Source organism: Rhizobium sp. YS-1r (assembly GCF_000757525.1).
In the GTDB taxonomy this organism is placed as follows: Bacteria; Pseudomonadota; Alphaproteobacteria; order Rhizobiales; family Rhizobiaceae; genus Neorhizobium; species Neorhizobium petrolearium.
On record NZ_JPYQ01000032.1, the window covers coordinates 165643 to 181159 of the forward strand.

Annotated in this window: 13 protein-coding genes; 8 read left to right on the forward strand and 5 right to left on the reverse strand. The window is 61.9% G+C overall.

The window, feature by feature from the left end; translation table 11 throughout:
- The first annotated feature begins 262 nt into the window (after positions 1–262).
- Positions 263–2824, forward strand: a complete 2562-nt coding sequence (locus JL39_RS20975; RefSeq protein WP_037155249.1) for a methyl-accepting chemotaxis protein — start codon at positions 263–265, stop codon at positions 2822–2824.
- On the opposite strand, the gene JL39_RS20980 is transcribed toward JL39_RS20975, so the two are convergent.
- Positions 2821–3714 (reverse strand): LysR family transcriptional regulator, encoded by an 894-nt coding sequence (locus tag JL39_RS20980; RefSeq protein ID WP_037155252.1) that lies wholly within the window; start codon positions 3712–3714, stop codon positions 2821–2823. The two genes, JL39_RS20975 and JL39_RS20980, sit on opposite strands and share 4 nt — an antisense overlap.
- A 122-nt stretch (positions 3715–3836) precedes the next feature.
- Here JL39_RS20980 and JL39_RS20985 point away from each other — a divergent pair, with 122 nt between their 5' ends.
- The 3 genes from JL39_RS20985 (at position 3837) to JL39_RS20995 (ending at position 6545) form a co-directional block, all read left to right on the forward strand.
- A complete protein-coding gene (locus JL39_RS20985) occupies positions 3837–5189 on the forward strand; it encodes a hypothetical protein (protein WP_200883985.1) in 1353 nt (450 codons plus the stop codon).
- 74 nt (positions 5190–5263) lie between these two features.
- On the forward strand, positions 5264–5689 hold the full coding sequence (locus JL39_RS20990) for a hypothetical protein (RefSeq protein ID WP_037155254.1): 426 nt from the start codon (positions 5264–5266) through the stop codon (positions 5687–5689).
- A gap of 85 nt (positions 5690–5774) precedes the next feature.
- Entirely contained in the window at positions 5775–6545 is a 771-nt protein-coding gene (locus JL39_RS20995; RefSeq protein WP_037155257.1) for an SDR family oxidoreductase, read from the forward strand.
- 22 nt (positions 6546–6567) lie between these two features.
- Here JL39_RS20995 and moaA read toward each other — a convergent pair whose 3' ends face one another.
- Complete coding sequence (moaA, locus tag JL39_RS21000; RefSeq protein ID WP_052183023.1) at positions 6568–7557, reverse strand: GTP 3',8-cyclase MoaA; 990 nt, start codon at positions 7555–7557, stop codon at positions 6568–6570.
- Between the two features lie 221 nt (positions 7558–7778).
- Between moaA and JL39_RS21005 the strand changes: the two genes are divergently transcribed.
- Positions 7779–8153, forward strand: coding sequence for a DUF971 domain-containing protein (locus JL39_RS21005; RefSeq protein WP_037155264.1), 375 nt, complete (start codon positions 7779–7781; stop codon positions 8151–8153).
- Between the two features lie 3 nt (positions 8154–8156).
- On the opposite strand, the gene JL39_RS21010 is transcribed toward JL39_RS21005, so the two are convergent.
- On the reverse strand, positions 8157–8633 hold the full coding sequence (locus JL39_RS21010; RefSeq protein ID WP_037155267.1) for a MarR family transcriptional regulator: 477 nt from the start codon (positions 8631–8633) through the stop codon (positions 8157–8159).
- 47 nt (positions 8634–8680) lie between these two features.
- Between JL39_RS21010 and JL39_RS21015 the strand changes: the two genes are divergently transcribed.
- On the forward strand, positions 8681–9607 hold the full coding sequence (locus JL39_RS21015; protein WP_037155271.1) for an alpha/beta hydrolase: 927 nt from the start codon (positions 8681–8683) through the stop codon (positions 9605–9607).
- A gap of 66 nt (positions 9608–9673) precedes the next feature.
- A complete protein-coding gene (locus JL39_RS21020; protein WP_037155274.1) occupies positions 9674–10282 on the forward strand; it encodes a pyridoxamine 5'-phosphate oxidase family protein in 609 nt (202 codons plus the stop codon).
- Positions 10283–10316: 34 nt separating this feature from the next.
- Here the strand turns inward: JL39_RS21020 and JL39_RS21025 are convergent, their stop codons facing one another.
- Positions 10317–11387 (reverse strand): GGDEF domain-containing protein, encoded by a 1071-nt coding sequence (locus tag JL39_RS21025; protein WP_037155277.1) that lies wholly within the window; start codon positions 11385–11387, stop codon positions 10317–10319.
- Between the two features lie 299 nt (positions 11388–11686).
- Positions 11687–13078 (reverse strand): class II fumarate hydratase, encoded by a 1392-nt coding sequence (gene fumC, locus JL39_RS21030; RefSeq protein WP_037155407.1) that lies wholly within the window; start codon positions 13076–13078, stop codon positions 11687–11689.
- 398 nt (positions 13079–13476) lie between these two features.
- Between fumC and JL39_RS21035 the strand changes: the two genes are divergently transcribed.
- Positions 13477–15393, forward strand: a complete 1917-nt coding sequence (locus JL39_RS21035) for a L,D-transpeptidase family protein (RefSeq protein ID WP_037155280.1) — start codon at positions 13477–13479, stop codon at positions 15391–15393.
- Positions 15394–15517 lie beyond the last annotated feature (124 nt).

Consider the following 15517-nt stretch of genomic DNA (forward strand, 5'->3'; position numbering starts at 1 on the left):
CGAGCGCTTCTCTTAAAGCAACGGCTTACCTGTCGCCAGCCCGATCATGCACCGGGCGGTACTCTTTTGAGTAGAGTTGGAGGGGGATCTAATATGCAATGGGATGTGGCAAAGCGATTTGTAAGGGTGCCGAATTAACCCTTGTTCAACTGAATTTGTCGACTGTAGGCGAAATCATTCCCGCATGAGGCTGGAATCATGCCGTTACCGTTTCGCGAATGCCGCTGGCGCGAAACCGGCGCCAGGTTGCCGTGGGGGAAAAATGTCTTTCATCGATCGTCTTCTTCAGAGCCGAAGGATTGTCACCAAGGTCCTTCTTTTTGTGGTACCGCTGGTCCTGTTGATCGCCGGCATCGGGCTTGCCGGTTACTACACCGCGAACATGCTGAACGGACACATGACCGTGACGCGCGCGACAATCGACAATATCGGCGATTTCGAAAACCTCCAGGCAGTGCTCCAGGATTTCACAAGCAAGCCTGACGACGCATCCCTGGCTGCCGTGCAGGCTGGCATCGACAGGCAGGCGAGCGGCGTGGACGTGCTGGAAGGCCTGCTTGTCACCGATGGCGATCGCGAGCGCGTCGCCGTCGTGTCCGGCCTTGCCCCGAAGCTGCGTGCCGATACGGAGGCTCTCTGGGCCATCAAGCAGAAACGCGATCAGAATGCGGCGGCACTGGATTACAACGTCGAAGATATCCGCACCATCGCGACCGGGGTTGCCGATCAGGTTGCCAACGTCCGCAAGCAGTTCGAAGGCAAGGAAAAGTTCGCCAAGGGCATGGTGCTCGAAGCCTATGCCTACAAGGCGATCGCCGAACAGATCGGCGAGCTTCGCAACAATGTTCGCGGGACCGGCACGGATGACGGCACGATCGGTACCGCCGACATGTATCTCGGCATCCTGGCCAAGACCTTCGAGGAAGTGCAGCCCATGCTGACGCCGAACGGCGTGAAGCAGCTGAAGCCGATCCGTGGCGCGATCGACGAAATGACCGCGCTTCTCAAGAGCGACCAGCCAGTGCCGCAGAAGGCGCAGGCGATCAGGCTCGCCGCAAGCGCATTCATGAAGTATCAGTCGGAGATGGAGGCCGAGGTTACGAACAAGGCCGGCAATGCGGCTTCGCGCTTCGCCAGCATCGAGGGAGAAGTTGCCAGCTTGCGCACGCTCCTCGATCGCAGCGCAGAATCGCTGCGCCTCATCGACGCCATGGAGCTCTACGTCGAGCGTCTGCGCACCACCCAGACCGAAGAGGCACGGCAGACCGTCCTGGATGTCATGGAGAAGCTGAGCCAGGCAAGCGCCGAGGTTTCCGAACTCGCCCGCAATCCCGCCATGCGCGAGTTTGCGCCCATGCTGCAGCCGCGGCTGAAGTCTATGGAGGACGAGACGGCCCAGCTTCTGGCGATCGCCGCCGAATGGAGCAAGGCCCGCGCCACGGCGACGGAAACCCTGACGGCCGGCATGGCGGGCCTCAAGAACTTCGTCGCACAGGCCCAGGAAGTCGGCAAGGAGGACAGCGAACGTTCAGCCCAGCTTTCTGTCGTCGCCATGGTGGTTGGCACGCTGCTTGCGATCGCCGGCGGCCTGATGCTGGTTGAAACGCTGCGTGGTCCGTTGCGCCGCGTCACCGAGGTGATGAAGCGACTTGCCGCCGGCGATCTCGAAGTGAGGATCGAAGGCCGTGAACGTGGCGACGAAATCGGCGACATGGTCCGGTCGGTCACCGTCTTCCGCGATGCGGCGCTCGAGAATGTCCGCCTGGAGCAGGAAGCCGCCGCGGCGCGGGACCTCTCCAATGCCGAGGCAGAACGCCGCGCCGCAGAACGCGCCCGGATCGCCGCCGAACAGCGTCAGGCGCTGACTGCGCTGTCCGACGTGCTCGGCCAGCTCGCCGAGGGCGATCTGGAGCGCAGCATGGACGAGAACCTGCCGGACGATTTCGTCGAAATGGCCCGCACCTACAATCAGGCCGTTGAAGCGCTCCGTGCGACGCTTGCCGATGTCCGCTCGACCGCCGAGGAAATCGACGGCGGCACGGGCAATCTTGCTTCCTCCGCCGACGATCTGGCTCGCCGCACCGAACAGCAGGCGGCGGCGCTGGAGGAAAGCTCGCGGGCGCTGCGGCATCTGAGCGACATCGTCCGTTCGACTGCCGAAAGCGCCAGACAGACTTCGGTTTCGGTGAACGAGACGGAAGAGTTCGCCGTTCGCTCCGGCGAGGTCGTGGCCCGTGCGGTCGACGCCATGGGCGAGATCAGTCGCTCCTCCGACAAGATCGCGACAATCATCGGTGTGATCGACGAGATCGCCTTCCAGACCAACCTGCTCGCATTGAATGCCGGCGTCGAGGCGGCGCGTGCAGGCGATGCCGGCCGCGGCTTCGCGGTCGTGGCGCAGGAAGTGCGCGAACTGGCGCAGCGCTGTGCAGGTGCCGCGCGCGAGATCAAGGGTCTCATTTCGGCAAGCTCGGATCAGGTCAGCAACGGGGTGCATCTCGTCGAGGAAACGGGCACGGCGCTGACCGAGATCATCTCGCACATCACTGATGTCCGCAAACTGGTCGCCGAGATTTCCGCGGCGGCCGGGGAGCAGTCGACGGGTATCAACGAGGTGACCAAGGCTGTCCAGGAAGTGGAACTCATCACCCAGCGCAACGCCGCCATGGTCGAGGAGAACAATGCCGAGATACACGGCCTGCGCCGCCGCGTGGAAATCCTGTCGGAGAAGATCGAGCGCTTCAAGACGCGCGATCCGAACGTCTCGTTCCACGCCGGAGCCTACGAGCGCCGGGCGGCCATGCGCCAAAGCGACGCCGCCTAGGCACTCCTGCCGATCAGGGTGGAGACCGTTTCGAGGAAACGCTGCCCGCTCGCCGAAAGCGCCGGTTTCAACCAGGACGCCGCCATTGGCAACGATGGCGGCGTCGGCGTGACCGGGCGGTAGCTGACGCCTGGCCGGGGCAGGCGGGAAAGCCCCGCGGTCACGAAACCGGTGCCGACGCCGGCGGCGACCAGCCCGGCGAGCGTCGTCATGGGTGTTACTTCCTGAACGATATGCGGGCTGATGCCTTCCGCCTGAAAGAGCGCGATGACGCGATCGTAGATGCTGGGGCCGATGCTGCGCGGTGCGATCAGCAGCGGTTCTTCCGCAAGGTCGGCAATCCGGATCTCGGCCCGCGACGCGAGCGGGTGGCCGGAGGGCAGGGCGAGTACGAGGGGTTCATCGGGCAGGCTGCGGATCGCAAGGTCCGGATTGGCGAGCGGCGGATGCAGGACGGCTAGATCGATCGTTCCGGTCATCAGCGCCGTTTCAAGCGACGGCGAATTCATCTCGAAGAGCTCGACCTCTACCTGCGGATATTGGTGGCGAAAAGCCCGCACCGCCTCAGGCAGAACACCGTAGAAGGCGATCACGGTGAAGCCCAGCCGCAGCCGGCCAACTTCGCCGCGCATGGCTCGAAGAGCCTGTTCCTTGGCCACCTTGGCATTCTCGATCGCCCGACGAGCCGGTTCGAGGAACGCCTGGCCGGCGGGCGTGAGAGCAACGCTGCGGCGATCACGGGCAAAAAGATCCGTGCCGACTTCGAATTCCAGCGCGCGGATACGCTGGCTGAGCGATGGCTGGGTGAGGTGCAGCCGCTCAGCCGCCCGGCGGAAGTGCAGTTCCTCGGCGACGGCGACGAAGCAGGCCATCGAGCGGATATCCATCATGTCTCCTGATGCGGATTGCCTATCACAGATCGTGATATTCCGATTGGAAAGCAATCAGAGTGATCCTTATCCTTTTCGAAGACAAGGGCTTTGCCCTCGCAGCGAAGGAAGGAATCTGGATCATGAAGATATCGCATCCTCTAGGCAGCACGGCTGTCGCGCTGGCTCTCGGGATAAGCGGCGCAGGCAGCGCGTCGGCGCAATCCGCCGACATCCTTGGCGCGATTTCAGCCGGTCGGGTTGTCGCAATATCCGATGGCGACTTTGTCGCCGGGACCTATGGCAGTTCGATCCTGGCTCCGAAGGAGGCCGGATACAGGGATATGCTGACCGTTCTTTCCATTGCCGATGGCCGCGTGTCGAAAAGCACGCTGCCGATCTCGAATTCGGTGACCGCAGCGCCGGAGGTCCTTGCACTGGCGCCGGATGGGCACACCGCTTTCGTGACGGAACGCCTCGGTGAAGGGCCGGAAGGGGGCACGACGGTCAGAGACCTGCCGCCCGGCAACCGCCTGTTCGCAGTCGATCTTTCCGACTTCGCCGATCTGAGACTTGTTGATACGATCGAAATCGGCACCCATCCCGAGGCGCTGGCAGTGAGCCCGGACGGACAATATATCGCCGTCGTGTCCAATACCGCCGAGGCAAGCCTGCTGCAGATCGTCGAGTTTACAGGCGGCAGGTTCGGCAAGATTAGCCGTACCGATCTCGCCGGCCTGGGGATCACCGGCTCGGCCGAAGCACCCCGCGGAGGGGTAACGGCAACGAACGTGCACTGGCACCCCTCGGGACGATTCCTTGCGGTGAACATCAACACGCAGGATCGCGTGGCTTTTTTTGAATTTTCAGACGGCGAATCAGGGCCTGCGCTGCAGCCCTGGGGCAATGTCGTCGACGTCGGCAGGGATCCCTTTGTCGGGCGCTTCACCCCGGACGGGCGGCACTATCTGACCTCGAACTGGGGTCGCGATTTTTCCGCAACGACCCTCGACGGACGCATCCCCACGACGCCCTCGACCATGAGTGTCATACGCTTTGCCGATCCGGACGCCGGCGAGGCCCGTCACGAGCATTTGATGGCCGTCGAAACCGGCAATTCGGCGGAGGGCATGGCCGTGAGCCCGGACGGTCGCTTCGTGGCCACCATCAACATGCGCGCAACCGCCTTTCCGCCGGGATCACCGCGCCATCAGCGTGAGGCGACAGTCTCGCTGCTGACGTTCGATGCGCAAACCGGCAGGCTGGAAAAGGCCGGTGACCATCCGTTCGAGGGCGTGCTTCCCGAAGGTGGGACTTTCGACCTCACGGGCGACCATCTGCTGGCGACGGTGTTCGAGGGGCATCCAGGCGCCGGGCCGGACGCCGGGGCGGGGCTGGAGATTTTCCGGGTATTGAAGGGGGAGGCTCCTTCGCTGGAAAGGATCGGGCGGGTCGCCTTGCCGCACGGAGTTCATCATGTCGTTCTTTCGCGATAAACGGCCGGCGCGATCGGCGGTCATGTTGACGGCTGTCACGGGGGTGTTCTCCGCGATGGCCGCGGTCTTCGCTGTTGCCGCAGACAATCACGGTTGACGGCTTTACCCGCTATGCACGGGTCGATCGGCCGGATGGGAGCTATCGCAACATGCTGGTCGACAATGCCTCGCTTGCCGCACTGCGTGAAGACAAGCCCGCAGAGGAGATGATGATCCTGATGGAAAGCTTTTCGGGTGACGAACTGACAGCCATCTTCGTCAAGCGTCGCGAAGCGGGCCGCTGGACCTATGGTTCGATCAGGCGGGGCGAAGGTATGGAGGCATTCCGGCCGAATCCGCCCTGTGCGACCTGTCATCGAGCCGCCGGCGCGGGCGACGGCATGTTCACCCGGCCGATGCTGGACGGTTTCGTAAAGGCCGGGGACGTTCAGCGGACCTTCTGCGACCGGTCGGGCCGCTCGCCCTGCAGCCCGGATGTCTACGCGCGGACATCGCGTTGATGCGAAGCAGGAAACGGGTGGCCGAAGGTGCCCTGATCTGAAATTTGGATGCCGCATTGATGCAAACAGCAAAGCGGAGATCCCCATGAGAATCCTTGCAGGGAAGATTGCAATCGTCACCGGCGCGAGCGCCGGCATAGGCCGGGCCGCGGCAAGGCTTTTTGCCGATGAGGGCGCGCGCGTGGTCGTTACGGCCCGGCGGAGCGAACTGCTCGGCATGTTGGTCGAGGAAATCGAGGCAGGAGGCGGCAGCGCCGCGGCCGTCGCAGGTGACATCCGCGACGAGGATCTGCATCGGCGGTTGGTTGAAACAGCGGTGGAGCGCTTCGGCGGGCTCGACATCGCCTTCAACAATGCGGGCGGCACGGTCGGTTACGGGCCGATGACGGAGACATCGACGGACGACTGGCGCGCCACGCTGGAGCTCAATCTCACGAGCGGTTTTCTCGCCGCGAAATACCAAGCGCCGGCGATGATGGCACGCGGCGGCGGCTCGATGATCTTTACATCCACATTCGTCGGTCACAGTGCCGGCATGCCGGGCATGGGCGCCTATGCGGCGGCGAAGGCCGGGCTTACGGGCCTGGTGCAGGTGTTGGCGGCGGAACTCGGACCCCATAACGTGCGGGTCAACGCGCTGCTGCCGGGCGGGGTGGATACGGATGCCAATCCGATCAATTTTCCCGGAGCGCTTCCGGAAACAGTCCACTTCATCAACGGCCTGCATGCGCTGAAACGCGTTGCCCAGCCGGAGGAGATCGCGAAAGCCGCCTTGTTTCTGGGGTCCGACATGGCAAGCTTCGTGACGGGGGCCTCGATGCTCGCGGACGGCGGCGTATCGATCTGCCGGACGTGAGGAAGAAAAACGCTGACCGTTTCTAACCGCCCGTGACGCTCATGTGGCGAGCGACGGCGGGCTTTCTGTGCTGGCGATCGATGATGAAATCGTGGCCCTTCGGCTTGCGCGAGATCGCTTCGTCGATCGCAGCATAAAGATATTCGTCGCTCTCGGAGGCGCGCAGCGCCGTGCGGAGATCGGCAGCGTCGTTCTGGCCGAGGCACATGTAGAGCGTACCCGTGCAGGTCAGCCGGACGCGGTTGCAGCTCTCGCAGAAATTATGGGTCATCGGGGTGATGAAGCCAAGCCGCCCGCCGGTTTCCTTCACCTCGACATAGCGGGCAGGGCCGCCGGTCTTGTAGGGGATATCGGCAAGGGTGAACTCACTTTCAAGATCGGCACGCAGCTCTGAAAGCGGCAGATAGTGGTCGGTGCGGTCTTCCTCGATCTCGCCCATCGGCATGGTTTCGATCACCGTCAGGTCCATGCCGCGGCCGTGCGCGAAGCGGATCATCTCAGGGATTTCGGCCGCATTGAGGTCCTTGAGCGCCACGGCATTGAGCTTGATCTTGAGGCCCGCCTTCTGTGCTGCGTCGATGCCTTCCATGACCTTGCTGAAATCGCCCCAGCGGGTAATCGCCTTGAATTTCGCCGGATCGAGCGTGTCGAGCGAGACGTTGATGCGGCGTACGCCGCAATCGTAGAGCTCATCGGCATAGCGGGCGAGCTGTGACCCGTTCGTGGTGACCGTCAGTTCGTCGAGCCCGCCGGAATGGACATGGCGGCCAAGCTCGCGCACGAGGAACATGATGTTCTTGCGCACCAGCGGTTCGCCGCCCGTAAGACGAATCTTGCGGACGCCCTTGGAAATGAAGGCGGAACAGAGTCGGTTCATCTCCTCCAGCGTGAGCAGGTCCTTCTTCGGCAGGAAGGTCATGTTTTCCGCCATGCAGTACGTGCAGCGGAAATCGCAGCGGTCGGTCACCGAGACGCGCAGATAGCTGACAGTGCGGCCGAACGGATCGATCATCGGCGCCTTGCCGGCAACCAATGGCGTTGCACCTTCAACCTGCCCTGCGAAACCGTTCACGTGATGATCTCCCTTTGGCCGAACGTGGGGATTTTGAACCTTCGCGTCAAGTGTATGACAGTCTGCCCGGCAAGAACAGGGGCGAGCAGAAAACAGCTTGCAGCCGACCGGTGAAGCTCATAATCCATGCGGCGGATGCACGACAAGGCGGAGGTTTCACGATGAGCGATATCTGGCCGACGGAACTCAGGGTCTCGAAGGACCGCCGCACGATGAATATCACCTTCAGCGACGGCGCGGCCTTTCCGCTGCCCGCCGAAACGATGCGGGTCCTGTCGCCTTCCGCCGAGGTCCAGGGCCACGGCCCGGGGCAGAAGGTGACGGTGCCGGGCAAGCGGAATGTCGGAATCCGGACCATCACGCCGACCGGCAATTACGCGGTGCGCATCGCCTTCGATGACGGGCATGACAGCGGCATCTTTACCTGGTCCTATCTGCGGGAGCTCGGAGAACGTGGCGCCGAGCTGTTTGCCGACTACGAGCGCGAGCTGGCCGCGAAAGGACTGAGCCGCGATCCGCCGCAACGGTCGCGCTGATCGTCAGGCCGACTCGGTTTCCTCGACGTTCTCCGCCTGCAGCGCGAGAATGATCTTCTCCATGGATTGGGCCATGGCATGACATTGCTCGATGGGGGTCGCCGAAAGCGTCCGCTCGATGAGCGCGGTCTGGATCGCCATCGCCTCCTCGGCGACATGGCGGCCCTCCGGCGTAAGGTAGAGACGCAGCACGCGCTTGTCATTCGCGTCGCCGCGCCGCTCGATCAGGCCGCGCTTTTCCATCTGCGGCAGCGTCATGCTCATGTTGGAGCGGCCGACGAGCAGTTTGCGCGCCAGTTCCTGCTGCGAGATCCCCTCGAAACGGTAGAGATTGACGAGGACATCGAGATGCGGCGGCTTGATGTCCAGGCTCGCGAGCTCGCGGGTCAGAACGCTCTGCATGAGCTGGCAGGCACGCGCTACCGCGATCCAGCTTCGAAAACGAGGGTGGTCCCAGGGGAGGGATTGATTTTTGTTCATTCCTGTACTTTATTGTTCAACATTGAACATTATGGGATTTCCTCACTATGCCAAACTTTGCACTGAAGGTCATCCGTCTCGGTTTCGCCACTTTGGGCCGGCCGTTCCCCAAAGCCTCGGCGAAGCTTGCCTTCGCGCTTTTCTGCCGTACGCCGTCGCGACGACCGAAAGGCGGCAAGGCGCAGGCGGCCGAGGCGGTGGGGCGAAAGCGGCTGGAGGCCGCCGAGAGGATGCCCTTTCCAGTCGGGAAATCAACCGTCATGGCTTATCGTTTCAATGGCTCCGGCAGAACCGGCCGGCCGCGCTATCTGGTGGTGCATGGCTGGGGATCGAACGCCGCCTATATCTCCGCCCTGCCGGCGGGACTTGCCGAAACGGGAGCTGAGGTCGTGGTGCTCGATCTTCCGGGTCATGGGCGTTCCAGCGGTCGCAGCCTGAACATGCGCCAGGCGGTGGATGCGGTCGTCGAGGCGGAGCGGCATTTCGGCAGGTTCGATGCGGCGATCGGCCATTCCTTCGGCGGCGCGGCCCTGATGCTTGCCGCCGGCGGCGTGATGAGGGGCGCGGGTGCGATCAACCCTTCCAAGCTGGTGGTCATAGGCTCTCCAAGCCATATCCATTGGCTGTTCGACGAGTTTTCGCGGATGATCGGGCTCACGCCGCGCGTCAAGAAACAGTTGATCGTGCGGGCGGAGCAGGTGGCCGGCGCCTCGCTTGAAGATTTCGATACGGTTGCCGCGGCGGCACGGGGCCGCACGCCTCTGCTGGTCGTGCATGCGGAGGAAGACAAGGAGGTCGCAGCCGACCACGCCCGCCGTTTTGACGGCCTTGCGACGGCGCGGCTTCATTGGGCGAATGGACTGGGCCATCGCCGTATCGTCAGCGATCGCGGCGTCATCGAAACGATAGCCTCGTTCCTTTCGGAAAATGGCAGGCCCGTGCATGAAGCCTCGGGTGGCGACGCGGCCGCTTGATCGGCAAAATCTGTCATCATACTGTCGCCTGCGCCGGTTAGGGCCGACGATGCAAAGGGGCGAAGCATGACCATCATCACATCCGTCGAGGAATTGAAGGCGATCTACGACGGCGTGTCGGAGGCTTCGCTCGTCAAGGTGACCAAGGTCCTGACGCCGGAATACCGCCGGATGATCGAGGCCTCGCCTTTCCTGGCGCTCGCGACCGTCGGGCCGGAGGGGCTCGATTGTTCACCGCGCGGTGACCTGGGTGGCGCGGTGCGTGTTCAGGACGAGGCGACGCTGCTTCTGCCCGACTGGCGCGGCAACAACCGCATCGATTCGCTTGTCAACATCGTCCGCGATCCGCGCGTGGCGTTGATGTTCCTGATCCCCGGCTCGAACACGGCGATGCGCATCAACGGCCATGCCGTGGTGTCGGTGGAGCCGACACTGCTCAACAGCTTCGAGATGGACGGTAGACATCCGCGCAGCGTCACGGTCATCACCGTCAACGAGGTCTATTTCCAGTGCGCCCGGGCACTGATGCGCGCCGAACTCTGGAATCCCGAACGTTTCGTCGATCCGAAGAGCCTGCCGACGCCCGGCACGCTTCTGAAAGCCGCCAAGGCCGATTTCGACAAGGAAACCTACGACCGTGAATGGCCGGCCCGCGCTGCCAAGACCATGTGGTGAGTTGGTTCGGATCGAGCCGGCGTTCCGGAAGATTTCAATTCTTGTAGATCAGCCAGCCCTTGCCGACATAATCCTTCTTCATGCCCTCCTCGAAGAAGATCGCGCGGTTACGGCCGGTATTCTTGGCATGATAGAGGGCGGTATCGGCATTGGCATAGAGCGCGCCCGGGTCATCGGCCTGCGAACCCATTGCAAAGCCGAGCGAAATGGTGATCGGGCCGTAGTCGACGCCGGAACGCGAATTGCGGAAGGTGCGGGTTTCAAGCGCCCGCCGGATCCGCTCGCAGATGATCATGACCTCATCCGGCGTGTTGCCCTCGACGATCATGGCGAATTCCTCGCCGCCGGAGCGGGCGACGAAGACATCCTTGCGGACGTTCGAGCGGATCACCGAGGCGACGGTGGCGAGAATCTTGTCACCGACCGGATGGCCGAAGCTGTCGTTGATCTTCTTGAAATTGTCGATATCGGCGAGCACCAGCGCGGTGAGCGGCAGGACAACGGGATGATTGTAGACCCCTGCAAGCCGCTCGTCGAAGGCCCGGCGATTGGCAATGCGCGTCAGCGAATCGGTGTTGGCGATACGCTTGTACTCATCAAGCTCCCGCCGGACCTGATCCATCTCCTGCGAACGTTGCACGACGCCTCCAGCGGTCATTTCACCATGGGAAATCGTCGTGCCCGTCGCTTCGCTGAGAAGCGAGATGGCGCTGCTCAGGAGATCGACCGAAAAATTGCTTTTGGAATTGATCCGCTGGGCGGTTTCGCCCAGCAGCTTGCTGTAGCTTTCCAGCGAACTTTGCTCCTGGCGCAGAAGCTTCAGAAGCGAGTCGAGCTCACCCGCAAGCCTGGCATGTGCATTCTCGATGACGACAGCCTGACCTGTTCCGAGATGGCGATGGGATAACTCGTCCAGTTCCTCCTGGGTTGCCCGGTTTCCGAGCGAGGCAAGTTCCCGGGTCAAGTCAGGATTGGAGCCGATATAGGCTTCGTAGAAGAGCTGGTAGTTGCGCGGGATCGGCGCGACGCCCATCGACCGCACAGCGTAGATGATCTGACCGATCAGATCGCTAGATTGCGCCTTCGGCGCCATTGCCGTCGTCATCGACGATCCCCACTCAATCCCGTCCGTATATATACTTAGCGGAATTAGTATGTGAAAGATATTGGAAAAGAATTAAGGATAAACACCGAAGAGCTTGTTCTTAAAATCATTTTGCATTTCAGGAATACCTTATTTCCCCTAGAAACAAAGGGTTTTTACAGTACCAATTCGGGACAGTGGTTCGCGTCTGTAAATGCGATACATTGTCATAAAATATCGTTCTTGATCTATATTTGTAACAACAAGGCCCTGCCGTTTGAAGGGCAGGGCCTTGTTGTTCTTTTGCTGGCCTAAGCTGCCTATTTCGGGCCGATCATGTTCTCCGGGCGGACATACTGGTCGAATTCCTCGTTCGTGAGATATCCGCCGCCGACCGCTTCCTCGCGCAGCGTCGTGCCGTTCTTGTGGGCGGTCTTGGCGATCTTGGCGCAGATGTCATAGCCGAGCCTGGTGTTGAGCGCGGTAACCAGCATCAGCGAGTTCTCGACGCCGCGCTTGATATTGTCTTCGCGGGCCTCGATGCCGACCACGCAATTGTCGGTGAAGGAGACGGCGGCATCGCCGAGGAGCTGGACCGACTGCAGGAAGTTGTAGGCCATCATCGGATTGTAGACGTTGAGCTCGAAATGGCCCTGGCTGCCGGCGAAGGTGATCGCGGCCTGGTTGCCGAAGATATGGGCGCAGACCTGCGTCATGGCTTCCGACTGCGTCGGATTGACCTTGCCCGGCATGATCGACGAGCCCGGTTCGTTTTCCGGCAGAGCGAGTTCACCCAGGCCTGCACGCGGACCGGAGCCGAGGAAGCGGATGTCGTTGGCGATCTTGAAGAGGGCGGCGGCAGCCGCATTGATCGCGCCGTGGGCGAAAACCATCGCATCGTGCGCGGCCAGCGCCTCGAACTTGTTCGGCGCCGTCACGAAGGGCAGGCCGGTGATCTTGGCGATCTCCTCCGCGACCTTCTCGGCAAAGCCGACCGGGGCATTGAGGCCCGTGCCGACCGCCGTGCCGCCCTGGGCAAGTTCGTAGAGGCCGGGAAGCGTGAGTTCGATGCGCTTGATCGCCGAGGCGACCTGCGCTGCGTAACCGGAGAATTCCTGGCCGAGGGTGAGCGGCGTGGCGTCCTGCGTATGGGTGCGGCCGATCTTGATGATATGAGCGAAGGCCTTGACCTTCACGTCGAGGGCTGCGTGGAGGTGCTTGAGAGACGGAACGAGATGGCGGACGATCTGCTCGGCACAGGCGATGTGCATGGCCGTCGGATAAGTATCGTTCGACGACTGGCTCATGTTGACGTGATCATTCGGATGCACCGGCTTCTTGGAGCCCATGACGCCACCGAGCATTTCGATCGCGCGGTTGGAGATCACTTCGTTGGCATTCATGTTCGATTGAGTGCCGGAACCGGTCTGCCAGACGACGAGCGGGAAATGGTCGTTGAGCTTGCCGTCGATGACTTCCTGTGCTGCCTCGACGATCACCTTGCCGAGGTCCGGGTCGAGACCGCCGAGTGCCATATTGGCATGGGCCGCGGCCTGCTTGACGATGCCGAGAGCACGGACGACCGCAAGCGGCTGCTTTTCCCAGCCGATTTTGAAATTGCCGAGCGAACGTTGCGCCTGAGCGCCCCAATAACGGTCGCTTGCCACTTCGATCGGGCCAAACGTATCGGTTTCGGTGCGGGTCGATGCCATCTTCGCTGCCTCTGTCTGTTCTTGCTCGCTGCCGGTCGCGATGATCAACAACGCGTTATCGCGTGAACGCCGGCCGGCGGCATTACTATACGATTGTTATGCGTCCGCAAGACGGCATGCCCCGCTTTCGGTGCGACTTTTGGCGTGCCTTTTATGACACGGACCAGAGAATTGTTTCACCGGTTCTGTTACGTTCTTCTCCGTCACCTGTCTGGCGTCAGTAAAAATTTAACGAATATTTTCTTAACCTTCTGCCTGCGCTTTGACGCTTTTTTCCGGCGGGTGCGAACCTGTCGGGACAGCTGAGCGTTTCTTTCCATCCCTTACGCGATCGGTTAGATGGCGTGATATATTTCGAGCCCGCGGATCATACGCGGAAGCAGGTGACGGGGACGACTTTGCAGCACAAACACAAGAAAACTTCGATCGCGCTGGCGCTCGTGTCGGGCATTTCGGTTTTTGCGGGAGCTGCAGCTCCTGCCCATGCCATAACGCTGCTCGATATCCTCCGCGGTGGCCCCGGCGCCAACAGGAACAGGCAGGCCGACAACGGGCTTCCGGGCGTTGCGACCGGGCGTTCCGGCATGCCGAGCGAACGGGCGCTCGCCGACCCCGAGCCGCTGCCGAAGGTCTCCGGCCCGCGTTACTACACCTATAAGCCGGATGCCGAGCGTGCGGTAAAGACCGCCGGTTTTGCCGCGGCTTCAGCGACCGACGGCACGCGGTTCCTGGCCGAGGCGAAGGTATCGGCCCCGGCCGAAATCGCCGCCGCTCTCGAAGCCTTCTACGGTAAGAATGCGAAGCCGATCTGGGTTTCCGACAGTGATGCCAATGAAAAAGCGAGGGGCGTGCTGGCTCTTTTCGAGCGGGCCGGGGAATATGGTCTTGAGCCGGCCGACTATCTGCTGCCGGTTCCGGCTCTGACGACCGCCAGCGTTGAGGTGCCCGCAGATCCGGCTGTCGCGACGGATGCTTCCGTCACGGCTGCGTCAGCTTCCCCCTCGGATACGCATGACCGGGCTCTGATGCAGTTCGAGCTCGCACTGTCCGAAAAGGTGCTGATATTCGCTCAGGACATGATCCGCGGCCGCATCGATCCGAACAGGGTGTCGGGCTACCACGATTTCAAGCGAAAGGACGTCAAGCTTTCGCTGGTTCTGCCTTTTGCCAAGAACGGGCCGGATGCCGCCGCCTATCTGGAGGGACTGACGCCGCAAAGTGCGCATTTCCAGACGCTGAAGGCAGAGCTCGCGAAGCTGCGCGCCGAGGCCGCCAGTGACGGAATGCAGGTGTCGCTACCGGACAATCTTCTGCTGAAGCCAGGCAGCAGCAACCCCGACATGGCCAATGTCGTCGCGGCGATCGAGCACTTCGGTTCGGAAGAGCTGAGGACCACGCATGCGGCCACGTTCGCCGCATATCAGCAGACACCGGACTACACGCCGGATCTCGTCGAACTCGTGAAATCCTTCCAGTCCGAGGCCGGGCTTAAGCCGGACGGCGTGGTCGGCGCTGCCACGGTTCGCAAACTGGTCGGCCACACATCCGAGGACAAGATCGAGAAGGTCGTCGTCGCCATGGAGCAGGCCCGCTGGCTGCCCGACGATCTCGGCCAGCGTTACGTCTTCATCAACCAGCCGGCCTTCAGGGTCTATTATCATGACCATGGTGCCGAGCAGTTTTCCATGCGGGTGGTCGTCGGCTCCAAGTCGAACCAGACCTATTTCTTCCAGGATCAGATCGAGACGGTGGAGTTCAATCCCTACTGGGGTGTGCCGCAGTCGATCATCATCAACGAGATGCTGCCGCACCTGCGCCAGGACCCGAGCTATCTCGACCGGTTGGGTTACGAGGTATCGGTCAATGGTCGGGCCGTTTCGTCGAGCAGCGTCAATTGGTACGGCTCGACGCAGAACATCTCCGTGCGCCAGCCGCCGTCGAGCGACAATGCGCTTGGCGACCTGAAGATCCTTTTCCCGAACTCCCATGCGATCTACATGCATGACACGCCGTCGAAAAGCTTCTTCCAGCGCGACATGCGTGCGCTGAGCCACGGTTGCGTGCGTCTTGCCGAGCCGCGCATGATGGCGGCCGCCGTAATGGGCACGACGGTCGAGGACATCAACGCACGTATCGCCGCCGGCCAGAACGTGGCCGCCAAGGTGCCGGTCAGGATTCCGGTCTACGTCTCCTATTTCACGGCCTGGCCGAACAAGGACGGCAAGGTGGAATATTTCGACGACGTCTATGGCCGCGATGCTGCGGTGATGAAGGCTTTCGAGGCAACGACCAAGGCTCGCGCGGCCCATAGTTAAGTCTGGTTTTTCTGTTGGAGAAAGGGTGATCCGTCCGGTCTCAGCCGGAACGTGGAAATGCTTGCTGTCGCGAAATCAGCCGCATAACTCGGAGTTTTGCGAGCGGATTTCGCGAGAGCTATTT